We start from the raw sequence: 23,643 nt of genomic DNA, 5'->3' as shown, positions 1-23,643 counted from the left end.
AAAAGGACGTAATAGTGGAACTTGTAAATTTAAAAGATGCTTCTGACCTCGCTACCTTTGCCGAGGCAGTAAAAAAAGGTTTAGGTAAAAACCAAGGCCTGTATTTTCCCAAACAGCTACCTAAATTCGATAATATTGACGCTTTGTTAGCTATGCCTTTTGTGGCTCGTAGTACCGAAATTTTAAGTCGCTTAATTGGTGATGAGTTAAGTCAGGCTACTATTGCTGGCATAGTTGAACGCGCTTTTACCTTTGAAGCCCCTTTAGCCAAAGTCAGTGACAATATTTATAGCTTAGAGCTGTTTCATGGCCCCACACTAGCCTTTAAAGACTTTGGTGGGCGTTTTATGGCACAGTGCCTAACAGAAATTTCTGCTGGAAAGCCTATTACCATATTAACCGCTACTTCTGGCGACACGGGTGCTGCAGTAGCTCACGCTTTCCATGGCATTGATAACATTAATGTGGTGATTTTATATCCCAAAGGAAAAATCAGTCAGCTTCAAGAAAAAATGTTTACCACTTTAGGTGGCAATATTCACACTGTGGCAATTGAAGATGATTTTGATGCCTGCCAACAATTAGTGAAAACCGCCTTTGACGACCCAGAAGTACGAGATGGGTTGCATTTAAACTCAGCTAATTCAATTAATATCAGTCGCTTGGCGGCACAGGTTTGTTATTACTTTGAAGCCATAGCGCAATTACCTGAAGAAGAACGAAGCCAGGTAGTGGTGTCTGTACCTAGTGGTAACTTTGGGAATCTAACCGCAGGTTTAATCGCAAAAATCATGGGCTTACCTATTGCACACTTTGTGGCCGCGACTAATTTAAACGATACCGTGCCGCGTTATTTAAAAACCGGAGAATGGGCGCCTAAAGATACGGTCGCAACCTTATCTAATGCTATGGATGTCAGTCAGCCCAATAATTGGCCCAGAATTGAAGCCATGATTGAACAAGGTTTAGTAGATAAAGCCAGTATATCTGGGGCAACAGTAGACGAAGAATATACCCAAGTAGCCATGCGTCAATTGGCACAGCTAGGTTATGTTAGTGAGCCGCATGCTGCCATTGCCTACAAAGGTTTAGTGAAAAAGCTCGAAGAAGGGCAAACTGGCATATTTTTAGGTACAGCTCATCCGGCCAAGTTTAGAGAAACAGTAGAAAACGTGTTGGGGCAGCCTATAAGTTTGCCGCAGCCATTGGCTGATTGCGCCGGCAACGAAAGCTTATCTCATGAGTTGCCAAACGATTATCAAGCCTTAAAACAGCATATGTTTAGCTTGCTTAAGTAATGCTAGGTAAAAATTCGTGGCAAAGCTTTATTGCCCACGAACAACAACAAAGCTACTTTAAACAGTTAACCGAGCGGGTTGAGCAAGAAAGAGCAGCGGGAAAGTCTATTTTTCCCGCTGAGCAAGATGTGTTTAATGCCTTTGATATTACCCCCTTAGAACAAGTAAAAGTGGTGATTTTGGGGCAAGATCCTTATCACGGTCCAAATCAGGCCCATGGTTTGTGTTTTTCGGTATTGCCTGGTGTCAAAACACCCCCTTCACTTAAAAATATCTATAAAGAACTGGCTCAAGATATTGAAGGCTTTGTCATACCCCAAGATGGTTGTTTAACTCAATGGGCTGAGCAAGGGGTATTTTTGCTCAATACTGTGTTAACCGTAGAGCAGGGAAAAGCGCACAGTCATGCCAAACTTGGCTGGGAAACCTTTACTGATGCGGTGATAGCTAAAATTAATCAAGATTGCCAAGGGGTAGTGTTTTTGTTGTGGGGTAGCCACGCTCAAAAAAAAGGCGCAGCAATAGACCGTTCTACTCACCATATTTTGAGTGCCCCCCATCCTTCTCCGCTTTCGGCGCATAGAGGCTTTTTAGGCTGTCAGCACTTTTCTAAAACCAATCAACTACTTAAACAGCAAGGTAAACAGCCTATTCAGTGGCAAATATAAAGCTGCCGCTTAACTCAAAGCAATGAGGCGCTGCCCTCAACTTTTAGCTTGAAAGCTATTCTGCACTATGTTCATCTAAAACTCTTGTATGAGTGAGTATCACTAAATAAGGGCATATATGAGAGCACAATTTATTTTGTTTACTTGCGCACTATGGTTGCTGGTGATGGCCATAAGTGTGTTATGGCCTGCCGTTTGGTGGATAAGTTTAGTATTAGTGCCTATTACCCTGATAGGCGCATACGATATGCTGCAGAAAAAGCATGCGCTAAGACGTAACTTTCCTTTTTTTGGACGGGGGCGTTGGGTGATGGAATTTTTTCGGCCATTTTTACGCCAATATTTTTTTGAATCTGAAACCGACGGCGTACCCATTAGCCGCATGTTTAGAAATGTTATCTATCAAAGAGCTAAAGGTGCTGAAGATGCGGTACCTTATGGTACTAAATACGATACCCAAGCCGTAGGTTACGAATGGATAGGCCATTCTTTAGCAGCTATTACGAGTCATGATGAAAATCCAGCTCAACGGGTAAAAATTGGTGGACCAGATTGCCAACAACCCTATGACGCCAGTGTGTTTAATATTTCTGCCATGAGTTATGGCTCATTAAGCGCCAATGCCATTGAAGCCTTAAATAAAGGGGCCAAACTTGGCGGGTTTTATCACAATACTGGGGAGGGCAGTGTTAGCCCCGCGCATTTAAAGCATGGCGGAGATTTAGTCTGGCAAATTGGTACAGGCTATTTTGGCTGCCGCGATTCAAAAGGTCAGTTTGATCCCAATAGCTTTGCTAAAACTGCCCAGCATAGTGCCGTAAAAATGATTGAATTAAAATTGTCTCAAGGGGCAAAACCTGGGCATGGGGGGATTTTACCTGCACATAAAAATACCATAGAAATAGCCCAAATAAGGCAAGTAGAGGCGGGTACTAGAGTAGACTCTCCGCCAGTACATTCGGCTTTTTCAACGCCTTTAGAAATGATGGATTTCATTCAGCAGCTTAGGCAACTAAGCCAAGGCAAACCTGTTGGCTTTAAACTTTGCATAGGACGCAAAAGTGAATTTGTAGCCTTATGCAAAGCCATGGTGCAAAGCAAAATCAAACCAGACTTTATTACAGTAGACGGTGGCGAAGGTGGCACAGGTGCCGCACCGCTGGAATATTCAAATTCTGTGGGTATGCCATTAAGAGATGCCATAGTTTTTGTGGTAGATGTATTGGTTGGTTTTGATTTAAAAAAAGACATTAAAGTTATTGCCAGTGGAAAAACCTTTACCGGATTTCATTTGGTTAAAAACTTAGCCCTTGGCGCCGATTTATGTAATAGCGCCAGAGGCATGATGGTGGCGTTAGGGTGTGTACAATCGTTAATTTGTCATACCAATGAGTGCCCCACAGGTGTGGCCACACAAAAGGCATCTTTGGCCAAAGGTTTAGTAGTAGGTGATAAAGCCACTCGTGTTGCTCGTTATCATCAGGAAACTGTGCATGCCACTTTTGATTTAGTCTCGTCTGCTGGCTTAACTAATCCAAATCAGTTAAATCGTTCTCATATTTTTAGGCGGGTAAGCCAGACTGAAGTCAAACGCTTTGACCAAATTTACCCTAACCTAACCGCTGGGTGCTTGTTAGATGAAGATTGCAGACCTGAATTATTAGCACAAGAAATGCAAGAGTCTTGTGTAGATAGTTTTATGCCTAAAGACTATGTAGCCGAAAGTGACCAAGGGTTGTCTAAAGTTGAGGCTGAATAAGCGAGCAACTTAAATCGTTTAGTTAATAGTGTGTTTTTTGCCAATTGTAGGTACGTCAAATTCAAAAAGGCGAGGGGCTTCTTAATGCCTACTAACGTCATTCTCAACTTGATTGGGAATCTCTGCTTGGTGCCAATTGAAGACTCTCTAGGACTCGATCTTAAACAACTGCTTTATGCCTAAAAACAGACGCTTCATCGGCTGTGACCCCGCAGGTTTATAGTCTGTTGTCACAATTATAATTTATCTCCCAGATAATGTGAAAACCACAGCTTATCGACAATGGAAGTTTCGATATCAATAAAAAAGGGCCTAGAGGCCCTTTTTTATTGATGAGTACTAATTTGGATTAGTTGTCAGATTGATAAAACAACTGCCCTCTAATCGCACCGGCGGGATAATCTGGGTTATGCACATTGATGTAGTATTCTTGCGGATTTTCGAGAATTTCGCTTACCCTAATTCCACTAGGAAATTTACCTGCTTCACCTTCGGTCAAACAATCAGCTGCATTGCCGTCTTCTGGCCCAGCCAAAACCGCCACTACTGGACCATTTTCACCTCGATTACCCTTGTGAATGTGAGCAGCCATACCACTGCCAACAGGAACAAGCTGAATTTTATCAACAGTCAGCACGTAGCATAAGGTAAAGGGATCATTGTCAATGCCAAAAACATAAGCTTCACCACGACCATTAGGATCACCAGAAATACGCTTATTGCTTTGATCACTTGCTACTTCTTGCCTGCCATCCAGCGCAGCTTCAAGCAAGTTGTTTGTATGACCAGCAAAGGTCAGTGAACTTATTAAGCTTGAAGTTACCAATAAACCGTATTTTGCTTTATTAAAAAACATCATATTTCTCCGTTTTCTTTGGTTAAACCGATTGGCACCATTATTGGACAACAGCTATCGGATAAAGAAGTAACGATTAACTCAAAGAATTGGATGCAGTTTATTCGCCTTTATTTTCAAAGTCCGCCAATACAAAGCCCCACTAAATTATGAATGTTTGAACGGTGAGTTAACTATAAGTCAGCCGTTGTCAGAGCTGATGAAATGTCTCCTTTTGGCAAAAACTTCCCCATCAGGTTTACCGGTCGACTGTCCGGTTTTCGCTCTTTGCAGAGATTAGTTAGTATTAATTTGTACTGGAACTTTTAGCAGTAAGCGGTCTTTGAGGATATCTAAGATATTACATCTCGCCGACGGCGCAGATATTGAAGATATTACACGTCATTCCCTCGGAGGAGGGAACCCACTAATAGTTACCGTACAAGCAATTTAAGTTCTGTAAATCAGTATGATAGGAGTGAGCTTTAATCCATTTTAACTCTGGAAACAACATACTTTTTTGACTTCACAGATGTTGCAGGAGATTCCTTCCTCCGAAGGAATGACGGGGGATAAACGGGAGGGGGCAACGACCGCTTTCTGAGTAAACTTGTCATACGCCTTAGCCAAGACGTTTGAGCGTTTCTCAACAAAAGCTAGCCGTCGAGTACTTTCGACACTAATAACCCTAAGTGAATAAATTCAGATCAAAAAGGCCCTGAATAAACAGGGCCTTTTGTGATTATAAAAATTCTAATTCGTCTTCTGGCGACATACCTAATTCGCGTAATTCTTGCCTTAGCCGGTATCTGTCGTGAATGGCTTCTATTTCTCGCCATTTTCTTTTGCTGTTTTTGGTTTTAGATGTTTTGGTTTCTGAACCTAAGTTAGACAATAAATCGGACTTATCCATTTGTATCCCCTTTATTTTTTTTATAGCGCATTTACTACAATAATTGTCATGCAAGTAAGAATTCTTGGTTGAACAAAAATTCTACTTATAGTCTATTTACCATACAGCTGACCAAAATAGTACAAAAATATTAATTTTTTGTTAATCAAAACTCGGGAGGGAAAGTAAAATTTCTTGTTAAAAAGGGGCAAAAAACAAAAGCGCCAGAGTGATTCACCCTAGCGCTTTTTGGTTTGAAGTATTCACAAGCCTAGCTAGTTTTATTTGCTATTGGCCTGTCTAAATTTGCTAATTAATTGGTTGGTAGAAGCGTCAAAGTTAAGTGCTTCTTGGCTATTAACTAGTTTATCTAAAACCTGATTGCCTAATTCTTTGCCTAGCTCTACGCCCCATTGATCAAAAGAATTGACTCCCCAAATGGCGCCTTGCACAAAGACTTTATGTTCGTACATGGCAACAAGTGCGCCTAAGGTTTTAGGATCAAGTTGTTCAAACAACAAAGTATTGCTGGGTTTGTTGCCTGGCATGGTTTTATGGGTAGCCAGCGATTTTAGTTCGTCAGCATCTAAGCCTTTGTTAGCTAAATCAGCTTCACATTCTGCAAAGGTTTTGCCTTGCATCAATGCTTGCGTTTGACCAAAGCAATTTGAGGCCAACATAGCGTGATGGGTGTCATCTTGGTTTGGTACGTTTAAGGGCAACATAAAGTCAGCTGGGATCAGTACCTTGCCTTGATGTATAAGCTGGTGGAATGAATGCTGGCCATTGGTACCTTCACTTCCCCAGATAACTGGGCCGGTTGCATAATCAACTGGGGTATCTGCGCCTGCAATACACTTACCATTGCTTTCCATATCTAATTGTTGCACATAAGCTGGAAAACCACGCAGGTAGTGGTAATAAGGTAAAAGTACATGGCTTTGAGCGCCAAAAAAGTTGACATACCACACACCTAATAGCGCCAATATCATAGGTAAATTCTGTTCTGCTGGTGCCTGCACAAAGTGTTGGTCCATGGCATAGGCACCTTCTAATAACTCACGGTAATTTGCATAACCTATAGTTAGGGCAATGGGTAAACCTATGGCTGACCATAGTGAATAACGCCCGCCAACCCAATCCCACATTGGGAATATATTGGCTTCGTCCATACCAAATTCTGTGGCAGCTTTAATATTTGATGACACCGCAATAAAATGTTTGGCAATGGCTTGTTGGGTGCCCCCTGCTTGTAAAAACCAGTCTTTAGCGGTAAGGGTGTTTTGCAAGGTTTCTTGAGTAGTAAAAGATTTAGACGACATCACTACTAAGGTTTCTTCGTGGTCAACTGTGCTTAATACGTCTTTTATATGGCAACCATCAACGTTTGCCACATAATGCACTTTCACCCCTTTAAACCAGTAGGGTTTTAGGGCTTCAGACATAATTTTGGGCCCTAAAAATGAACCACCTATGCCTATGGCGACTATTTCTCTTAGAGGTTTGCCTGTATAGCCTTTGCGCTCGCCATTATGAATACTAGTGACAAATGCTTCGATTTTTTGTTGGCAGGCCATTACCTCAGGCATCACATCTTTGCCATCAACCATAACAGCTTGGCCAGAAAAGTTACGTAAAGCGGTATGTAATACTGCGCGTTTTTCGGTGTGGTTAATAATCTCACCAGCAAACATAGCTTGCTTTTTAGCTGCGACTTGGCACTCTTCAGCCAATGCATGTAAGGCTTGCATGACCTCTTGGGTGACTAAATTTTTTGAAAAATCGATTTCGATACCGCAGGCCGATTGAGTGAAAGACTCTGCGCGCTTAGGATCTGCGTCAAACCAATCTCGCAAGTGTTGACCTTTAATGGTTTGCGCTAAATTAGTTAAAGTCTGCCAAGCAGGTAAAGAGGTCAGTGCACTCATATTCTTTTCTCAAATAATGTTGATTAGAAAAACAAAAAGCGCCACCAAGGACGCTTTTAATGGTTTGTTTATTTACAAATAGCTTTTAAGCATAGCTTCTAGCTTAGCTTGGTCGGCGGCAAAGTTACGTATGCCTTCAGACAGCTTTTCGGTCGCCATGGCGTCTTGGTTCATTTCCCAGCGGAATTGGACTTCAGTTAAAGGGGCACCAGGTGTTTTAGTGGCACCTTTGTCAGTTAGTTTAATTGGTAGTGGGGCATTAGATTGTGATAACTCTTCTAATAAGCTTGGGCCAATGGTTAAACGGTCACAGCCCGCTAATTCAGTGATTTCGCCGGTGTTACGGAAGCTTGCGCCCATCACTACAGTTTTATAACCATGCTCTTTATAATAATTATAAATGTTAGTGACTGACACTACCCCAGGATCTTCAGCTGAGCTGTAGTCAGTTTTACCTGTGCTCTTTTTGTACCAATCTAAAATTCGCCCAACAAAAGGTGAAATTAAATACACCCCTGCTTCAGCACAAGCTTGTGCCTGAGCAAAACCAAACAACAAGGTTAGATTACAGTTTATGCCTTCTTTTTCTAACACTTCGGCAGCGCGAATGCCTTCCCAAGTCGAAGCTAATTTGATCAGAATACGACTCTTGTCTATGCCAGCCTCTTTATACAGGGCGATTAATTTGTGGGCTTTATCTATGCTGCCTTGGGTATCAAAAGATAAACGCGCATCGACTTCAGTTGAAATTCGGCCTGGCACTATGTTGACTATATCGGTGCCAATACTTACCGCTAGTTTATCGCCCGCATCAATAATTTGTTGTTGCTCGTCAGTAGATTGTTGTTTGGCCCAAGCCACAGCGTTTTTCAAATGCGACTCATACTGAGGCATTTCAGCGGCTTTTAATAACAAAGACGGATTAGTAGTTGCATCCACTGGCTGATACTTTTTGATCGCTTCAATATCGCCTGTATCTGCTACAACAGTAGTGATTTCGCGTAGTGCTTGTAATTGGTTTGACATAGTTTCCTCGGTAAAAGCAACCAGATTGATTGTTGCTGTGCAATGCCAATAGCTTGGCAAATTAGTTTTAAAATGCAAAGAAGTAAGCTGACTAAGTTATGTTTTTTCTGCTTATTCAATTGCAACTGAAAAGTTGAGTAGACACAGGATATAACCGTTAAAAAGCAATCGCCAGTAAAAGACTTTAACTGAGTAAGAATTAACCATTTTTAATGGCTGAGTTGTTCAAATGTCCAGCAAAGCCAAGTGTTTGTTTAAAAAACTGGCGGTGAGTTGAAGTCTAGCTAATTTGTAAATAGAGCAAAGTTCAGAGCTTGAGTCAGTCGCTTTTTAGCCGTCATTTGATTACCATACACCCTCAAAGGCAGGACAAAAGCTTGCTTTTATTTAGCGATACCCCATATAGGTTGTTCTCTTTGTTAAGTTATTCATACAGGTTTGTGTTTGCATGTTAGTTGTTATTTCTCCCGCCAAAAATTTAGATTTTGATACGCCCGCTACCACTCCAATTTTTACCCAACCTGAAATGTTAGATGATGCCAGTAAGCTAATTAAACACTGCCAAAAACTTAGTCCTGCAAAGATAGGGTCATTAATGAAAATCAGTGACAAATTAGCCGGTTTAAATGCTGACCGCTTTGCAGCTTGGCATACTCCATTTACCCAAGACAATGCTAAGCAAGCTTTGTTAGCTTTTAATGGCGATGTCTATGCGGGCCTAGACGCGGCAACCCTAAGTGAGCAAGACCTAGAGTTTGCGCAAAACCATTTACGTATATTGTCTGGATTATATGGCGTGTTGCGTCCACTTGATTTAATGCAGGCTTATCGTTTAGAAATGGGAACCAAATTAGACACAGGCAAACACAAAAACTTGTATCAATTTTGGGACGAAGGTATCACCCAAAGGTTAAATAAGGCGATTGATCAGCAGGCAGATAACGTAGTGGTTAATCTAGCTTCAAACGAATATTTTAAAGCGGTCAAACCTAAAGCCCTTAACGCGCAAATTTATACACCAGTATTTCAAGATTGTAAAAATGGCCAATATAAAGTGATTAGCTTTTTTGCCAAAAAAGCCCGAGGAATGATGGCCAGATATATTATTCAAAATCAGTTAACCGAAGTGCACCAGCTAAAAGATTTTGATAGCGCTGGATATCGTTTTTCAGAAGCAAAAAGTAAAGGCAATGAATTGGTGTTTGAAAGAGATGAGCAAGTTTAGCGAGTTAACCATTTCACTCTAGCAAAGACATTCCGGTAGTTTATTAGTCAGAAACCCTTTGGTAAATATTGTAATTTTTAAAGGCTATTAGTGACACTCTCATATAATTGGATTTAAAGGATAAACCGAAACAGATTCCGGCTAAAAGCATGCCGGAATGACAGGCCGGGGGAAGGCAGGGTTGTTGAAGGAATATATGAGAATTATGAAGATTAAAAGTAGCGAAATAATGCATTGGTTTGCGCTACCTTAGTCATAGCGGATTTTACTTTTGAAAACAGCAAAACTTAGGATTTCAGGCTGTTTAGTGGTGATTTAGCAGTAAATCCTTAAAAAACAGCACTTTTAAGGGCTTAAAGCCAAATAATCCTTGTACAAAAAGCCCAGTTTATATACAATCCGCGCCGCTTAAAACAGTCACTAACTTTAGTTCCTTGTCTCTATATAGTTTGACTGTGCTATCGAGACTACAACCGTGAGGAGCAATATGATGCGTCATTACGAAATCGTATTCATGGTTCACCCTGACCAGAGTGAACAAGTTCCTGGTATGATCGAGCGTTATACCGGAATTCTTACCCAAGAGGGTGGTCAAATTCACCGCTTGGAAGATTGGGGCCGTCGCCAGTTGGCTTACCCTATCGACAAATTGCACAAAGCACACTATGTCTTAATCAATGCTGAAGCGACTGCTGAAGCTGTTGAAGAGCTAGAAACTGCTTTCCGTTTCAATGATGTTGTTCTGCGTAACCTAGTTATGCGTACCAAAGCTGCTGTAACTGAACAGTCGCCTATGGCTAAAGAAGAGCGTCGTGAAAAGCGTGAAGAAAAATCATATGACAAGCCTGCCGCTGCTGCTGAAGAAACAGCTGCGCCAGCTTCTGAAGAATAAGGGAGACACATAATGGCTCGTTTTTTTAGACGTCGTAAGTTCTGTCGTTTTTCTGCAGAAGGTGTTGCTGAGATTGATTATAAAGACATCGCTATGTTGAAAAATTACATCACTGAAAGTGGTAAAATTGTACCTAGCCGTATCACTGGAACTAGCGCGAAATATCAGCGTCAGTTGTCAACTGCTATCAAGCGTGCGCGCTTCTTGGCGTTGCTTCCATATACTGATTCTCACAAGTAATCGTAGGTAGCAAAGATGGAAATCATACTATTAGACAAGATCGCAAACCTAGGCGGCTTGGGTGACAAAGTCACTGTAAAATCAGGTTACGCGCGTAACTTCTTGTTCCCACAAGGTAAAGCAGTTCCCGCTACTAAAGTTAACGTTGAAAAATTTGAACAGCGTCGTGCTGAGTTGGAAGCAAAAATTGCTGAGCAACTTGCTGAAGCACAAGCTCGTGCAGATAAAATCGCTGCCTTAGGCGAAGTGACTATCGCTTCTCCTGCTGGTGACGAAGGTAAATTGTTTGGTTCTGTTGGTACTCGCGACATTGCTGAAGCAATTACTGCTGCTGGTGTTGAAGTGGCTAAATCTGAAGTTAAATTACCTACTGGTACTTTACGTGAAACAGGCGAATTCGAAATTGATTTGCAAGTTCACTCAGACGTTACTACTACTATCAAGTTAGTTATCATTCAAGAAGCTTAATTTAACAGCGCTTAGCGTAGGTTAATTAAACTTTTTATAAAAACACCGCATTATGCGGTGTTTTTTTATGGGTAAACTTTAGTTACCTTGCCTCTTGATAGGCTTCAGCAATCCAAGCCAGCAATTCTGCATCTACTTGTTCAAGTTCAGTAATTTGTACTCTGTGCGTGCACATAGTGCCAAAAGGGCCAGAGGTAGCTAATCTATCGCCGTGGGCTTTATGGTTAAACTTTAAACCTAGATCAATACGCTTTTTGGTGGAGGGTTGGATTAAAGCAAACTGCCTTTTGACTCGCATGCTAACGGAGGCTTTTTTAGGCGCCACTTCTACATCATCACCAAGTTTGACTATTTCCTGATGTAATTTGTCAAAAATAGGTTTAAGGGTTTCTTTACCTTGATATTGTTGACTAATAAGATCGCTAGGCTTTGCTGAGCCTGAGTTGCCTTCTCTAAACTTTAGGGTGATAAAGTTGGCATAACCATAGGTAATACCCATTTCTTGTTTTAAGAATGCCATATATTCGCTGTGTTTAGTATAAGGCAACTCCGCTAACACTGCTTTCCACTGGTCTAATGTTTTACCGGTTTTTTCTAGTAAGTTTTGTTCCATAAAAATGCCTTTTTAGTTCAACTTATATTGGTTTATTAGCCGTTGCTGCCATTGTGGATCTAGCCCCTCTGCATAAGCAGCTTGGCGGGCCAACTCTGGCTCTGTCTTGCCCTGTAAAACTTTAAGTATAGTATCCATATTGAGCTCAGGATTAGGGCGCTGTTGTAACTCTATGGTGTCTGTTAATTGAATTTTGCCTGCTTTTAATACTCTATAATACCAACCCGATATGCGGCGCTCTGAAATCAATTTATGTAAATTGGGCTGCACAAACTTGGCATCTATCTTCCAGCAAGGCACACGTGGTGCGCTTACTTGCAACACTACTTCGCCTATTTGATATTCATCACCTATACACACATTAAGTTCATGCATGTCATTAACAGACAGGTTTTCGCCTATTGAACCTGGCAGGGCTTTTTTGTGTAGCAGAGGATAGGCTTGAATAATTTTTTGATAAGCATAATGAGAAAATTGATGTAGGGCTTTTTCAGGTCCGCCGTGCACACGAGTGTCTATTTGCAGATCCCCCTGGATACCAAGTTTATCTATATAGGCAGAGTCTATAGGTTGCTTATTTATGCCTGTAGGCCGACCTTTATCGCCAAGTTTGCAGGGGCTAGCGGCTGCATATAAACCAATGATTTTCATTTAAATATTTCCAAGCTTAGGGTTTATTTTTTGGTGCTTTAAACCTTTGTGTTTTATCCTGCGACATACCTTTTAACTCAAACAACATAAGACCTTAGTTTGAATAAAACAACCAATGTCGTAGAAGCTCAGCATAAGTTTGCCACTAAATCTCAGTGGGACTTAATTAAAGCGGTGCAAAGTGGAGACAAACAGGCTTATAACACACTGTATCACCAGCATATTGGCCAGGTCTACGGATTGTGTTACCGCTTAACAGGTGAGCGTGGATTGGCTGAAGACGCGGCGCAAGAAGTGTTTATTCAGCTTTGGCGAAAAATAGGTAACTTTAAAGGAGACAGTAAGTTTTCAACTTGGCTGCATACTGTGACTACCCACATTACGATTTCCTATTTGCGTAAACAAAAGGGTTGGTTGCAGAAAATGTTTAACCTAGAGCAAAGCACAGCTATGCATGAGGTAGCGGAAGTGTCTAGCAGTGAAATTGACCTGGAGTCTTATATAGTGAAATTACCTGAGCGCGCCAGAGTGGTGTTTGTATTGCACGCTATTGAAGGTTATAGGCATGAAGAGATTGCAAAAATGACGCAAATGGCAGTGGGCTCTAGCAAAGCTCAATTTCATCGTGCTAAGCAGTTATTAAAGGAGTGGATGGGATATGAATAAGCCCAATTTTGAAGAAGATTTAGCCAACCACATTAATCAGCTAAGTCCTGAAAAACAACCACAACGAGATTTATGGGCGGGCATTGAGCTTGCCATTAGTCAAGAAAGTGAAGCGCAAGCAAATACATTATTAACAAGTGCTAAGAAGTATTACTTGGTTGCAGCCACTGTCGCTATGTTTGGGGTACTTGGCTGGATGAGTGTTGGTCAACAAGCAACAGTGCTTAATGGCGACGATTTAGTTGCGTCTTTAACTGAGCAGCATCAGTTACAAAAGCAGGCTTTGTTGGTGAGGTTTGAAGATCAACCTGCGCTTACAAAAAACTGGCAAGGGCAATTGGAAGAATTAGACGAGGCAGCAGATGCTATCAAAAAAGCCTTGAGCAATGAGCCAAATAATATGGCCCTGTTAAAAATGCTACAAAACGTACATCAGCAACAAATTAATTTAATTGAACGTGTGCATTCACCTAAGTGGTCACAAATTTAAACGCTTTGCGTTGAGGAGAAATAAAATGAAGTCAGTATTATTAGCCATAGGCTTAGGGTGTTTAAGTTGGCTAAGTTTAGCCAACGAAAAAGTTGACCAGAGCATGGACGTTTCGGCCACCCCTTATGTGGTGATTGAACATGTGAATGGCTCGGCCAAAGTCACTGCATGGGATAAATCCCAAGTAAAAGTTATGGGCACCTTAGGTGAAAAAACCGATAGGTTTATATTTGAACAAGACGATAACGAAGTCATCATCAAAGTAAAAGTGAAAAAGTACAATGTTTGGAACAGTTGGGGCGCTAATGAAGGCGACAATTTAGAAATATTTGTGCCTCGCCAAAGCAAGCTTTTTTACAGTGCAGTGAATGCCAATGTTGAAGTTGAAAATGTTAAAGGCGGTGCCAGAGTTGAAACCGTAAACGGAGAAGTTGAGGTTAAAGCCTTAGCTGGGCGTATTCGATTATCATCAGTAAATGGTCAAATATCGGCAAAAAACTTAGAAGGTGATGTGAAAATTGAAACCGTTAACGGTGGCATAGAATCGCGTAGCTCTAAAGGTAAAGAAGACGTTTACGAATCGGTAAATGGCAGTATAGAAGTGTTTAGCGAAAGCGCAGAGGTGAGAGTTGAAACCGTAAATGGTGATATAGAATTAGCTTTAGGTCAGGTTAATAAACTTAATATGGAAACCGTTAATGGCTCGATCCGCGCCAAGTTAAACCTTGAAGATAACGGTGAAATTGACGCATCTTCTGTGGGTGGCTCAGTGCGCTTGTACTTGCAAAGTGATGTATCTGCTAGGTTTGATATTGAATCTCATGCAGGGGGCTCTATAGTCAATAACCTTTCGTCTGATAAAGTGCAAAGAGCTAAGTACGGGCCTAACCGTTGGTTAAAATTCTCGTTAAAGGATGGCAGTGCTAAAGTGAATGTTTCAACAGTCAGTGGTAGCGTGAAACTTAATAAAAAATAATCTTCGGCTTAACTAGAAGCAAATAAAAACCAGCGCCATAGCCGCTGGTTTTTTTATGGGGTTAATTTGCTGATTGACTCAAAGGGTTTTAAAGCATGACTGAATCACTGATTAACCCGTTTCACTTAATAATCTTAAGGCAAAAAAAAAAGCTTGGATAACAATCCAAGCTTTTTAATATTAGTTGTGCATGCTTACATGCTAACTATCAAGTTCTTAGAACTTAGTAGTGAAACCAACATTGATTGATTGACCGTAAGTCCAACGACCAACAGAGTTTTCTTTAGCAGAAGGCTCCCAATCTAATAAGTTAGTTACACGTGCTCTAACGTTAGTTGTTTCAGTTAGAGAGTAATTCATTGATAAGTGTACTAAAGTACGAGCTTCAATGGTTTTGTACGGGTTACCAAATTGATCAATGTATTGTAGATCATTTGCTTGGTTAACGTTACGTACACCTTCACCGTGGTATTCAATGTCAACCAAAGTAGTTAGGTCGCCAATTGAGTGACGTAAACGGATGTCGCTTCTCCAATCTGGGTTGTTGTGCTGACCAGTAGTGTCAGTAAAATCGAAACCAGTGTTTGAAGTAGCATTTTTCTTCAGGTTATATGCTCTAACAGCCATATCGAACGAACCTGCTTCACCAAACATATCACCAACGAATGGGATATCTTTTACTTCAGTGCTGTAGCTAGCAGTATATTCGATAGCGCGGAAGCTTCTTAGTGCCGCGTTTACGAAACCAGAAGTAAAGGCATTGTTAGTAGGTAATTGACCGTTCGGTAATCGTGTGAATGAATCACAGAATTTATTCGGGTAATCAGTACCGTCGTAACATGCTTCCATGATAGAGGTTAGTGAGAAGCTAACAATCGCATTGTTGATATCAATTTCTACGTAATCAGCAGCAACCTGGAATCCTTCGAACCAGCTAGGGCTGTAGATAATACCAAGGTTCTTACTTTTCGCTTCTTCGTTACCAAGTTCAGAGTTACCACCAGTAAAGCCACGACGTGAAGCATTTTGCGCGATACTTGCAAAATCAGCTGGGATACCTTCGGCATCACAGTTGCGTTGTCTTACTTCTGGGTTAGGACCTGATTCACGGTTACGTGCATCACAAGGGTCAGTTGCAAACTGGCTAGAGTCAACTACAGGTAAGAATAATTCTGATACCGCTGGCGCACGAACTGTACGTTGAACGTTACCACGAACCATTACGTCTTCAAGAGGACGGAAGTTAACACCTAATGCCCAAGCAGTATCTGCACCTGAACGGCTGTTGTCCATAGTTCTGAAAGAAGTTTCAACAGAAAGTGAATCAACAAAAGGAATGTCCATGTCTGGAGAAACAACTGGTGCATATAATTCAACATAAGCATCAGTAGTATCGTAATCACCGTCAAGTGAGTTACTAGAAGTACCAGTGAAAGAACCTACAGCGTCATCTGCGAAAGATGCAAATTCTTTACGGTGCTCAAAACCTACAGCCATACCTAAATCACCAGCAGGTAAGCTCATCAAAGTACCTGATAAGTAACCGTTGAAGACTTCTTGCTCAATACGGGTTTTACCCATTGAGTTGTATAACACATAGTCTTTAGCAGCGTCAGAAATTGGACCAAATGGGTTTAATGGAGCACATTCAGCGCCAAGTGGGTTATCGTCAGCAGTTAGACCAAAACCAGTTGATCTGTATTGCTCGCCGTAGCCAGCTTCATAGTTATAACGACAATCGATTTCGCCAGTATCTGGGTTAACACCCACATCCATAGCAGTTAATAGTCTTAAACCATTAACCTGTGAAGATTGTGAATAAACTGAACTCCAACCTTTTTGATAGTTAAGTTCCCAAGTCCAGAACTCGTCCATCATTTCAAATTCACCGTCTAGGCCAAATTTGTAGCTGAATACGTTAGATTCGTTGATAACTTCACGTTGACCTAAATCAACCCAACCTTTATGCATGTAGAAAGCACCTTGACCGCCCATTAGGCCTTCAAGTTGTGTACGTGCTTGATCATTTAAGTAAGGGTAGCTTGTATCAAATCTAAGGGCGCCACTTAAACCACCAAATACACCAGAGTTATACTGTGCAGATTGGTAACCAGGGTTTTTCGCTTCTTGATGGTTAGCAAAAGCTAAGAAGTTAAGGTTAATGTTATCTGTTAAAGCGTAAGTAGACATAGATGTCATGTTAAAACGCTCATAACCTTCAGTTGCAGTGTTAGTTGCACCTAAGTCAAGGCCGTCACCGCCTGAAGACCATACTACGTTACCAGTAGGTACACCAGTATCGTAAGGTACTAGGTTACCTGAACCAGAAGGGTCAACTTGGTAGAAGTTACCGTCAGACCATGCACCTATACCTAAGTTTGTGATGGCTAGACCACCAGGAGTGATTAGACCACTGAATGATAAGATACCAGCACGTGAATCTTCGTATAAACGAACCTGACCAACAAAACGCTCGCCATTTTCATCTAATACTGCGTCAGCAGCAGTAGGAGTGAATGAACTCCAAGATTTAGCTAAGGTAGGTACGTCACGAGCTAGAATGTTGTCTAACTTGTTGTATTCTACAGCTACAACAGCGTTACCTTTACCAGAGTCAAAGTTACCACCAATAAGGCCACGAACTGAGAAGTCGTTACCAATGTCAGTACCAATAAAGTTATTGTCTACTGATACTTCAGCGCCTTCATAATCTTTTTTCAATACGTAGTTAACAACACCGGCTACCGCATCGGCACCGTATGTGGCTGCACCACCTACTTTAACCACTTCAACGCGGTCGATAAGTGAAACAGGGATGTTACTTACGTCTAATTGGTTACCGTCGGCAGAAGCACCGCCAACTGGAGAGTTACTTGATACAAAACGGTTACCGTTAACTAGAGTAAGGGTACGCTGTGAACCTAAACCAAAGATGTTAATAGTACGTTGACCAACACCTTGACTCGCTGCACCAGTGTTACCACCAACAGTTGGAGATGCGGCTGCAAATACACCTGGGATATCAGTAACAGCAGACTGAGCGTTAGTGATACCACGCTCTGCAATGTAATCTGAATCAACAAAAGTAACTGGACGAGTGGTTTCTAGATCAAGTTTTTTGATACGAGAACCGGTGATTTCAATTTTTTCCATTGCCTCTGCTTCAGCACCAACTTCGGTTTCTGCTTCAGCTTCTTGAGACATAGAATAAGGAGTAACTAGGGCGGTTGCTCCAAAGAGCATCGCTAAGCGAATAGACTTAGCTAATTTAGTGTTATTAAACATGTGTTATTTCCTGGTATCTAATAGTTATTATTAAAATAATCTTAGCTTTATTGTGGAGTGACCACTTATTAATCCAGCGGATAAAAATCCGACAGGTTGCCCCTAATCTAAAGCATTCAACTTATAATTGCGACTACTTTAGTGGGTTAAATGTTAATTTTTTGGAAGCTTTTGTTTACTTGTTGAGCATTTTGCTGGTTTTTAGCGCATAAACTATAAAGCCCAGTTTTAATGAAGGTTTTGTGGCTTAGTTAGGGAATAAACTGAATTAAAATTGGAAAATGAAGTACTTAGCCAAATTATATACTTTAGTCTTAGAGTATTTAGTTGCCCTAGAAGGGGGGAGTTGCATTAAATTTATACTGAATGGCATCTTTACCCTAAAAGCCAACAGGGTAAAAAAATAAATGTTCAGTATTTAATTCTTAGCAGTTAAATAGCTCGTTCAACTGATAAATGTGCCAAGCTGATTAAGGCTTGTTTGTATTTTGAGTCTGCCACAGGACTTAGCGCCTCAATAGCTTTTTGTGCGGCTTTTTGCGCTTGGTTTTTAGTGTAATCTAAGGCACCGGTTTGTTGCATGGCTAGCATAATCTCGTCGAAGTGAGCTAAACCATTACCATTTTCTATTGCGTCTTTAATCATATGTGTTTGCTCAGCATTGCCATGCCACATTGCATAGAGTAAAGGTAAAGTGGGTTTGCCTTCGGCCAAGTCGTCGCCTACATTTTTGCCCATTTCATTTGGATCAGCAGCGTAGTCTAAGATGTCATCGACTAATTGAAAGGCAGTGCCTAGATACTTGCCATAGTCTTGCATGGCTTGTTCAATTTCTTGAGGTTGGTCAGTTAATACAGCAGCAAGTAAAGTGGCGGCTTCAAAAAGCCGAGCGGTTTTGCTGTATATCACCTGCATATAACTTGCTTCGCTAGTTTGCGGATCATTACAGTTCATTAGTTGCAATACTTCACCTTCAGCGATCACGTTGGTGGCGTCAGACAGAATCTTCATAACGCGCATACGCTCAAGACTAACCATCATTTGAAATGAACGGGTATACAAAAAGTCACCTACTAACACGCTGGCCTGATTGCCAAACACAGCATTGGCGGTTTCTTTGCCTCTGCGCATAGTGGACTCATCAACCACATCGTCATGTAATAAAGTAGCAGTGTGGATAAATTCTATAATAGCAGCCAAGGTGTGATGCTGATTAGATTGAATATCAACCGCTCTGGCAGCCAGCACTGTTAATAGTGGGCGTAAACGCTTTCCGCCACTATTAACTATATAAAATCCCAATTGATTAATGAGTGACACATCTGACTCAACTTGCTGCTGAATAAGCTGATTAACGGCTTGCATGTCTGGGTGAGCAAGTTGGTTGATGGTATCTAAATTCATACTGCCTGTATTACCTTCGGGTTTATCGATACAAAAATAAGGAGACGCAATCTGAGGGTGGATTTTACAGAATTTTGCTCGGGTATCCAGTCAAGCTGTAGGCGCTTTTTGCAAAAAATACTCAGTAAAACTGAGGCGTGCGATATTTAACCAAATAAATTAATATTTAAGCTTGCTTGGTGTTAGCTGTTCACGTACAATTCGCGCCCTGTTTTTGAATATAGCGTCAAGAGACGTAGAGCGGAGTTAATTATGTACGCGGTTTTCCAAAGTGGTGGTAAACAACACCGTGTGGCTGAAGGCCAGACCGTTCGCCTTGAAAAGATCGAAGTGGCTCCAGGTGAGTCAGTAGAATTCGGTGATATTTTAATGGTGAGCAATGGTGACGATATTAAAATTGGTACACCCTTTGTAAGTGGTGGAAAGGTTACTGCTGAAGTAGTAACTCATGGACGTGGCGAGAAAGTAAAAATCGTTAAGTTCCGTCGTCGTAAGCATTCACGTACCCAAATGGGTCACCGTCAGTGGTTCACAGAAGTGAAAATCACTGGCATTAGCGCTTAATAGGAGTAGTTACAAATGGCACATAAAAAAGCTGGTGGTAGTACTAACAACGGCCGTGATTCAGAAAGTAAACGCCTAGGTGTTAAGCGTTACGGTGGTGAGTCAGTTTTAGCTGGTAACATTATTGTTCGTCAACGTGGTACTAAATTCCACGCTGGTAACAACATGGGTATCGGTAAAGACCACACTTTATTTGCATTGTCTGACGGCAAAGTACAATTTGAAGTGAAAGGTCCTAAAAATCGTAAATTTGTGAGCATTGTTGCTGAATAAGCACAAGTGAATAGATTTTTAAAAAGCCCCGCTTTAAGCGGGGCTTTTTGTTGATATCCAAAAAGTGCAGCGGCACTGCCTATTCATTTTTGAACAGGCTATACTGGATTCAATTGCGCAACGTTTAAGGTGTGAGTAAGTAATGAAATTTGTAGATGAAGCTGATATCCGGGTAGAAGCGGGTAATGGTGGCAATGGCGTAGTAGGTTTTCGCCGCGAAAAATATGTACCTGATGGTGGACCTGATGGTGGTGACGGCGGCGATGGCGGTAGCGTTTTTTTAGTTGCTGATGAAAACCTTAACACCCTGATCGACTACCGATTTGAACGCTTTCATCGCGCCGAACATGGTAAAAAAGGTCAAAGTGCTAATTGTACGGGTCGAGGTGGGGTAGATTTAGAAATTAAAGTCCCAGTTGGTACCCGCGCAACAGACATAGATACAGGCGAAGTGTTAGGCGACTTAACCAAGCATAAACAACGCATGAAAGTGGCACAAGGTGGCTACCATGGTCTTGGTAATGCGCGTTTTAAAACCAGTACCAATAGAGCCCCAAGACAAAAAACCGATGGTACACCTGGTGAAATTAGAAACTTACGCTTAGAACTTATGTTGCTGGCCGACGTAGGTTTATTAGGCATGCCTAATGCTGGTAAATCGACTTTTATTCGCAGTGTTTCTGCGGCTAAACCTAAAGTAGCCGATTATCCTTTTACTACCCTAGTACCAAATTTAGGCGTAGTACGATTAGACGCCATGCGTAGCTTTGTAATTGCCGATATTCCTGGATTAATTGAAGGCGCGGCTGAAGGTGCAGGTTTGGGTATTCAGTTTTTAAAACATCTAGAGCGTTGCCGAGTATTGCTACACTTAGTTGATTTAATGCCTGCAGACGGCTCAGATCCAGTTGAAAATGCCAAAGCTATTATCACAGAGCTAGAAAAATACAGCCCTAAGTTAGCGGCTAAACCAAGATGGTTAGTCTTTAATAAAGTCGACCTAATGTTAGAAGAAGAAGTAGACGAGTTATGTGCTCAGATTGCCGAAGCGCTAGAATGGCAAGGCGAGTACCATAAAATTTCTGCTTTCCAAAAATTAGGCACTCAAGACTTATGTTTAAAAGCTATGGACTTTATTGAAGCCTTACCTGAAGAAGAGCCTGAGCAACTTAACGAAGATGAGTCTGGCTTTAAATGGGATACCCCTAAGCAAGATAGTAATGATCATTATGATGACGACGATCATGATGATGACTTTGACGATGAAGATGATGACTTTGAGGTTATTTATACCAAAAGGTAAAAAGCCTAAAAGACAATAGATGGACAATGAGCAGACCTTGGGGTTTGCTCATTGTTTTGCATCTGCCTAATGTCTTTTGCTGAATCTTGTAAATTGTTGTTATCTGGAGCTAAATTAAGCGCCTGCGTGATGAGTTGGTTGGCTTCAATCAAGCAACCTTGATTAGCTAAAGCATAACTATAGTTGTTCAAATACTCTGTATTGTTTTTGGCTAGTTTAAAACCCCTCTCGAACCAAGTTATGGCTTCTGAGCTTTTATCTAAATAATAATTTCCTAATAAAAAATAACTTAACCACTGATTTGGCCAAAGCTTAGTGGCGTTTTCTAAATGGGCAAGTCCTTGCTTTTCGTATCCTAAACTTAATAAATCGTAAGCTGCGCCTATATAGGTAAAAGGCTCAAGAAATTCATAGTCTTGCTCGGGGGGGAGTAAGGCTAGTGACCAATAACCTGCTCTTTGCCAGACTCGCTCAAATAAATCATAAGACATACTATGCTGGCGAGTTACACCAGTGTGTAAAATAACTTGTTGCTGCTGTTGGTCAAATCCAATCACCACAGCGTAATGCCACATAGGGATCCAAGTGGTGCCAAGGTTTTGAAAAACAATGACAGGCACATTGTGCTCAACTAAGTAAAACAACTCAGTAAGGCTGGAAGGTTTTGCATATGCGAGCATGCCAAAAGTCCGTGCCGCCGATACCATTTCAAGCTGTAAACTGCCTTCTCGACCTGGAATAAATAACTGAGGTGCGATCTGTTCAGGGGCAGTATCAAAGCCATTAAAATTTAGAACTTCTGATAAAGTAGTTGGCCCGCAATAGAAAGCTTGCTGGGGATAAAAAGGTACATCTTGAATGGTTTTAGTGGTGCTTAACTCAGTCAAAGGCGACTGCTTAAGCTGTTGTGATTGCGGTAAGCTTTGGCAGGCTTGCAGCAATAAAAGTGATGCGAGCAAAACTAGGCCGCACCACTTGTTATACCAACTCAAAGATTAACCACCAATTGGGCGAATAAAGGGGTAAACATCAGTTAGGCCCATTAAATCTAATACGGCTACCACTACTAATACAGTGACCACTGTACCCACAATACCACCCGCTGGCGCATTGGTTAATTGTTGATTTAATTCGGCTAGTTCACTTGGGGTCATGGCATTGATTCGTTTTTCCGCTTGTTCTTGGCTGACTCCTAAAGCAACTAATTTTTCTTGCACTTGGCCTTCGCTTAGTAAACCTAATACCTGCTGTTTGCTGAGCTTAAATTGTTGTGCTTGGATGACTTGCTCAGAACTATACACACCGGCTGAAGCAATTTGGCCAAAGCCTAAGGTTAAACATGCTGCAACACAGACAGTTTTTAAATATTTCATTTTGATCTCCAAGAATTGAGTCGATTAAGTTTGTCACTTTAACAAATTGTTTAAAGTGACGCCTATAACTTAGCACTAATTAGGCCAAGTTCACTAATTCCTTTTTCTAAAAGGCCCGCTGGCCAATATAAGACTTAACAAACTTAGCATTGGCTTAAATAGTGTGAAAATTTTACTGCTTAGGTCTGCCTTTTTTACACAGCTTTACATGTGATACTCATATCTAATTGTGTACTATTAACATTATTTAATTGGCGATTTAGATAACACAATATGCAAATTTCAATGATTGCTGCTATGGCAAACAATAGGGTTATAGGGGCAAAAAATGCCATGCCCTGGCACTTGCCGGCAGATTTAAAACATTTTAAAGCCACAACACTGGGTAAACCTGTGGTTATGGGCAGAAAAACCTACAAATCAATTGGCAAAGCCTTACCCAAAAGATTAAATATAGTGATCACCACAGATCCTGCCTATACTTTGCCAGATGCAACTGTAGTAAATAGTTGTGAAGAAGCGCTCAAAGTTGCGCAGCAATATTGCCAACAGCATGAGTTGGCATGTCCAGAAGTAATGATTATTGGTGGTGGCAGTATTTACCAATATTTTTTAAGTCTGTGTCACAAACTTTATCTAACTTATATTGATTTAGAGGTTGCAGGAGATACTTATTTTCCTGACTATGAAAAGGCATATAGATGGACTACAACCCAAAGTGAAAGTCATCTGGCTAACGATGCTAATCCCTACAATTATCAATTTGTTACGCTTGAAAAACAAAAAGCGTAATTTTCACCATAAACTCAAAAGG

Annotated in this window: 24 protein-coding genes; 14 read left to right on the top strand and 10 right to left on the bottom strand. The window is 41.2% G+C overall.

Going from position 1 to position 23,643, the window contains the following annotated elements; translation table 11 throughout:
* The first annotated feature begins 14 nt into the window (after window positions 1-14).
* The 3 genes from thrC (at window position 15) to ACVCDT_RS00870 (ending at window position 3,725) form a co-directional block, all read left to right on the top strand.
* Complete coding sequence (gene thrC, locus ACVCDT_RS00880; RefSeq protein ID WP_447130854.1) at window positions 15-1,298, top strand: threonine synthase; 1,284 nt, start codon at window positions 15-17, stop codon at window positions 1,296-1,298.
* A complete protein-coding gene (ung, locus tag ACVCDT_RS00875; protein ID WP_447130853.1) occupies window positions 1,298-1,966 on the top strand; it encodes a uracil-DNA glycosylase in 669 nt (222 codons plus the stop codon). The genes thrC and ung overlap by 1 nt, the downstream gene beginning before the upstream one ends.
* A gap of 118 nt (window positions 1,967-2,084) precedes the next feature.
* Entirely contained in the window at window positions 2,085-3,725 is a 1,641-nt protein-coding gene (locus ACVCDT_RS00870; RefSeq protein ID WP_447130852.1) for an FMN-binding glutamate synthase family protein, read from the top strand.
* A gap of 349 nt (window positions 3,726-4,074) precedes the next feature.
* Here ACVCDT_RS00870 and ACVCDT_RS00865 read toward each other — a convergent pair whose 3' ends face one another.
* The 4 genes from ACVCDT_RS00865 to tal form a co-directional block, all read right to left on the bottom strand.
* A complete protein-coding gene (locus ACVCDT_RS00865; RefSeq protein ID WP_447130851.1) occupies window positions 4,075-4,584 on the bottom strand; it encodes a CHRD domain-containing protein in 510 nt (169 codons plus the stop codon).
* A gap of 718 nt (window positions 4,585-5,302) precedes the next feature.
* Window positions 5,303-5,473 carry a DUF3545 family protein gene (locus ACVCDT_RS00860; protein ID WP_447130850.1) on the bottom strand — a complete coding sequence of 57 codons (171 nt, stop codon included), beginning with the start codon at window positions 5,471-5,473 and terminating at the stop codon, window positions 5,303-5,305.
* A gap of 260 nt (window positions 5,474-5,733) precedes the next feature.
* Window positions 5,734-7,380 carry a glucose-6-phosphate isomerase gene (gene pgi, locus ACVCDT_RS00855; protein ID WP_447130849.1) on the bottom strand — a complete coding sequence of 549 codons (1,647 nt, stop codon included), beginning with the start codon at window positions 7,378-7,380 and terminating at the stop codon, window positions 5,734-5,736.
* A gap of 72 nt (window positions 7,381-7,452) precedes the next feature.
* Window positions 7,453-8,406: a transaldolase gene (gene tal, locus ACVCDT_RS00850; protein ID WP_447130848.1), complete on the bottom strand. Its 954-nt coding sequence runs from the start codon at window positions 8,404-8,406 to the stop codon at window positions 7,453-7,455.
* Window positions 8,407-8,854: 448 nt separating this feature from the next.
* Between tal and yaaA the strand changes: the two genes are divergently transcribed.
* The 4 genes from yaaA to rplI all read left to right on the top strand — a co-directional run bounded on the left by yaaA (window position 8,855) and on the right by rplI (window position 11,231).
* Entirely contained in the window at window positions 8,855-9,631 is a 777-nt protein-coding gene (yaaA, locus tag ACVCDT_RS00845) for a peroxide stress protein YaaA (RefSeq protein WP_447130847.1), read from the top strand.
* 490 nt (window positions 9,632-10,121) lie between these two features.
* Window positions 10,122-10,523: a 30S ribosomal protein S6 gene (rpsF, locus tag ACVCDT_RS00840; RefSeq protein WP_447130846.1), complete on the top strand. Its 402-nt coding sequence runs from the start codon at window positions 10,122-10,124 to the stop codon at window positions 10,521-10,523.
* A 12-nt stretch (window positions 10,524-10,535) separates the two neighbouring features.
* The gene (gene rpsR, locus ACVCDT_RS00835) at window positions 10,536-10,763 is read left to right on the top strand and encodes a 30S ribosomal protein S18 (protein WP_215927140.1); all 228 of its coding nucleotides are present in this window, start codon (window positions 10,536-10,538) and stop codon (window positions 10,761-10,763) included.
* Between the two features lie 15 nt (window positions 10,764-10,778).
* Window positions 10,779-11,231 (top strand): 50S ribosomal protein L9, encoded by a 453-nt coding sequence (rplI, locus tag ACVCDT_RS00830; protein ID WP_447130845.1) that lies wholly within the window; start codon window positions 10,779-10,781, stop codon window positions 11,229-11,231.
* Window positions 11,232-11,313: 82 nt separating this feature from the next.
* Here rplI and ACVCDT_RS00825 read toward each other — a convergent pair whose 3' ends face one another.
* Both ACVCDT_RS00825 and ACVCDT_RS00820 read right to left on the bottom strand, forming a co-directional pair.
* Window positions 11,314-11,844 (bottom strand): DUF5655 domain-containing protein, encoded by a 531-nt coding sequence (locus tag ACVCDT_RS00825; protein ID WP_447130844.1) that lies wholly within the window; start codon window positions 11,842-11,844, stop codon window positions 11,314-11,316.
* A gap of 12 nt (window positions 11,845-11,856) precedes the next feature.
* On the bottom strand, window positions 11,857-12,495 hold the full coding sequence (locus tag ACVCDT_RS00820; protein WP_447130843.1) for an MOSC domain-containing protein: 639 nt from the start codon (window positions 12,493-12,495) through the stop codon (window positions 11,857-11,859).
* Between the two features lie 99 nt (window positions 12,496-12,594).
* Between ACVCDT_RS00820 and ACVCDT_RS00815 the strand changes: the two genes are divergently transcribed.
* Genes ACVCDT_RS00815 through ACVCDT_RS00805 form a run of 3 tightly spaced genes read left to right on the top strand, consistent with a single transcriptional unit; the run spans window position 12,595 to window position 14,627 of the window.
* Window positions 12,595-13,161 (top strand): RNA polymerase sigma factor, encoded by a 567-nt coding sequence (locus ACVCDT_RS00815; protein ID WP_447130842.1) that lies wholly within the window; start codon window positions 12,595-12,597, stop codon window positions 13,159-13,161.
* Window positions 13,154-13,651, top strand: a complete 498-nt coding sequence (locus ACVCDT_RS00810; protein ID WP_447130841.1) for a hypothetical protein — start codon at window positions 13,154-13,156, stop codon at window positions 13,649-13,651. The genes ACVCDT_RS00815 and ACVCDT_RS00810 overlap by 8 nt, the downstream gene beginning before the upstream one ends.
* A 25-nt stretch (window positions 13,652-13,676) precedes the next feature.
* Window positions 13,677-14,627 carry a DUF4097 family beta strand repeat-containing protein gene (locus ACVCDT_RS00805; protein WP_447130840.1) on the top strand — a complete coding sequence of 317 codons (951 nt, stop codon included), beginning with the start codon at window positions 13,677-13,679 and terminating at the stop codon, window positions 14,625-14,627.
* 216 nt (window positions 14,628-14,843) lie between these two features.
* Here the strand turns inward: ACVCDT_RS00805 and ACVCDT_RS00800 are convergent, their stop codons facing one another.
* Together ACVCDT_RS00800 and ispB are read right to left on the bottom strand one after the other, a co-directional pair.
* A complete protein-coding gene (locus ACVCDT_RS00800) occupies window positions 14,844-17,912 on the bottom strand; it encodes a TonB-dependent receptor domain-containing protein (protein ID WP_447130839.1) in 3,069 nt (1,022 codons plus the stop codon).
* A 432-nt stretch (window positions 17,913-18,344) separates the two neighbouring features.
* Window positions 18,345-19,316, bottom strand: coding sequence for an octaprenyl diphosphate synthase (gene ispB, locus ACVCDT_RS00795; RefSeq protein WP_447130838.1), 972 nt, complete (start codon window positions 19,314-19,316; stop codon window positions 18,345-18,347).
* 252 nt (window positions 19,317-19,568) lie between these two features.
* Between ispB and rplU the strand changes: the two genes are divergently transcribed.
* The 3 genes from rplU to cgtA all read left to right on the top strand — a co-directional run bounded on the left by rplU (window position 19,569) and on the right by cgtA (window position 21,456).
* A complete protein-coding gene (gene rplU, locus ACVCDT_RS00790) occupies window positions 19,569-19,880 on the top strand; it encodes a 50S ribosomal protein L21 (protein WP_447130837.1) in 312 nt (103 codons plus the stop codon).
* Between the two features lie 15 nt (window positions 19,881-19,895).
* The gene (rpmA, locus tag ACVCDT_RS00785; RefSeq protein WP_133471404.1) at window positions 19,896-20,153 is read left to right on the top strand and encodes a 50S ribosomal protein L27; all 258 of its coding nucleotides are present in this window, start codon (window positions 19,896-19,898) and stop codon (window positions 20,151-20,153) included.
* A gap of 142 nt (window positions 20,154-20,295) precedes the next feature.
* Complete coding sequence (cgtA, locus tag ACVCDT_RS00780; RefSeq protein WP_447130836.1) at window positions 20,296-21,456, top strand: Obg family GTPase CgtA; 1,161 nt, start codon at window positions 20,296-20,298, stop codon at window positions 21,454-21,456.
* A 5-nt stretch (window positions 21,457-21,461) separates the two neighbouring features.
* On the opposite strand, the gene ACVCDT_RS00775 is transcribed toward cgtA, so the two are convergent.
* Together ACVCDT_RS00775 and ACVCDT_RS00770 are read right to left on the bottom strand one after the other, a co-directional pair.
* Window positions 21,462-22,448: a PA2778 family cysteine peptidase gene (locus tag ACVCDT_RS00775; RefSeq protein ID WP_447130835.1), complete on the bottom strand. Its 987-nt coding sequence runs from the start codon at window positions 22,446-22,448 to the stop codon at window positions 21,462-21,464.
* Between the two features lie 3 nt (window positions 22,449-22,451).
* Entirely contained in the window at window positions 22,452-22,829 is a 378-nt protein-coding gene (locus tag ACVCDT_RS00770; protein ID WP_447130834.1) for a PA2779 family protein, read from the bottom strand.
* Between the two features lie 273 nt (window positions 22,830-23,102).
* Between ACVCDT_RS00770 and folA the strand changes: the two genes are divergently transcribed.
* Complete coding sequence (gene folA / locus ACVCDT_RS00765; RefSeq protein ID WP_447130833.1) at window positions 23,103-23,621, top strand: type 3 dihydrofolate reductase; 519 nt, start codon at window positions 23,103-23,105, stop codon at window positions 23,619-23,621.
* Window positions 23,622-23,643: the final 22 nt, after the last annotated feature.

The organism is Paraglaciecola aestuariivivens, assembly GCF_052983255.1.
The sequence above is the reverse complement of the archived record's forward strand: the minus strand, read 5'-3'. Positions and strand labels throughout refer to the sequence as shown.

Coding starts and splice junctions, on each gene's coding strand:
- ung (WP_447130853.1), top strand. CDS start 1,298: ATGCTAGGTAAAAATTCGTGGCAAAGCTTTATTGCCCACGAACAACAA.
- ACVCDT_RS00870 (WP_447130852.1), top strand. CDS start 2,085: ATGAGAGCACAATTTATTTTGTTTACTTGCGCACTATGGTTGCTGGTG.
- ACVCDT_RS00865 (WP_447130851.1), bottom strand. CDS start 4,584: ATGATGTTTTTTAATAAAGCAAAATACGGTTTATTGGTAACTTCAAGC.
- ACVCDT_RS00860 (WP_447130850.1), bottom strand. CDS start 5,473: ATGGATAAGTCCGATTTATTGTCTAACTTAGGTTCAGAAACCAAAACA.
- pgi (WP_447130849.1), bottom strand. CDS start 7,380: ATGAGTGCACTGACCTCTTTACCTGCTTGGCAGACTTTAACTAATTTA.
- tal (WP_447130848.1), bottom strand. CDS start 8,406: ATGTCAAACCAATTACAAGCACTACGCGAAATCACTACTGTTGTAGCA.
- yaaA (WP_447130847.1), top strand. CDS start 8,855: ATGTTAGTTGTTATTTCTCCCGCCAAAAATTTAGATTTTGATACGCCC.
- rpsF (WP_447130846.1), top strand. CDS start 10,122: ATGCGTCATTACGAAATCGTATTCATGGTTCACCCTGACCAGAGTGAA.
- rpsR (WP_215927140.1), top strand. CDS start 10,536: ATGGCTCGTTTTTTTAGACGTCGTAAGTTCTGTCGTTTTTCTGCAGAA.
- rplI (WP_447130845.1), top strand. CDS start 10,779: ATGGAAATCATACTATTAGACAAGATCGCAAACCTAGGCGGCTTGGGT.
- ACVCDT_RS00825 (WP_447130844.1), bottom strand. CDS start 11,844: ATGGAACAAAACTTACTAGAAAAAACCGGTAAAACATTAGACCAGTGG.
- ACVCDT_RS00820 (WP_447130843.1), bottom strand. CDS start 12,495: ATGAAAATCATTGGTTTATATGCAGCCGCTAGCCCCTGCAAACTTGGC.
- ACVCDT_RS00810 (WP_447130841.1), top strand. CDS start 13,154: ATGAATAAGCCCAATTTTGAAGAAGATTTAGCCAACCACATTAATCAG.
- ACVCDT_RS00805 (WP_447130840.1), top strand. CDS start 13,677: ATGAAGTCAGTATTATTAGCCATAGGCTTAGGGTGTTTAAGTTGGCTA.
- ACVCDT_RS00800 (WP_447130839.1), bottom strand. CDS start 17,912: ATGTTTAATAACACTAAATTAGCTAAGTCTATTCGCTTAGCGATGCTC.
- ispB (WP_447130838.1), bottom strand. CDS start 19,316: ATGAATTTAGATACCATCAACCAACTTGCTCACCCAGACATGCAAGCC.
- rplU (WP_447130837.1), top strand. CDS start 19,569: ATGTACGCGGTTTTCCAAAGTGGTGGTAAACAACACCGTGTGGCTGAA.
- rpmA (WP_133471404.1), top strand. CDS start 19,896: ATGGCACATAAAAAAGCTGGTGGTAGTACTAACAACGGCCGTGATTCA.
- cgtA (WP_447130836.1), top strand. CDS start 20,296: ATGAAATTTGTAGATGAAGCTGATATCCGGGTAGAAGCGGGTAATGGT.
- ACVCDT_RS00770 (WP_447130834.1), bottom strand. CDS start 22,829: ATGAAATATTTAAAAACTGTCTGTGTTGCAGCATGTTTAACCTTAGGC.
- folA (WP_447130833.1), top strand. CDS start 23,103: ATGCAAATTTCAATGATTGCTGCTATGGCAAACAATAGGGTTATAGGG.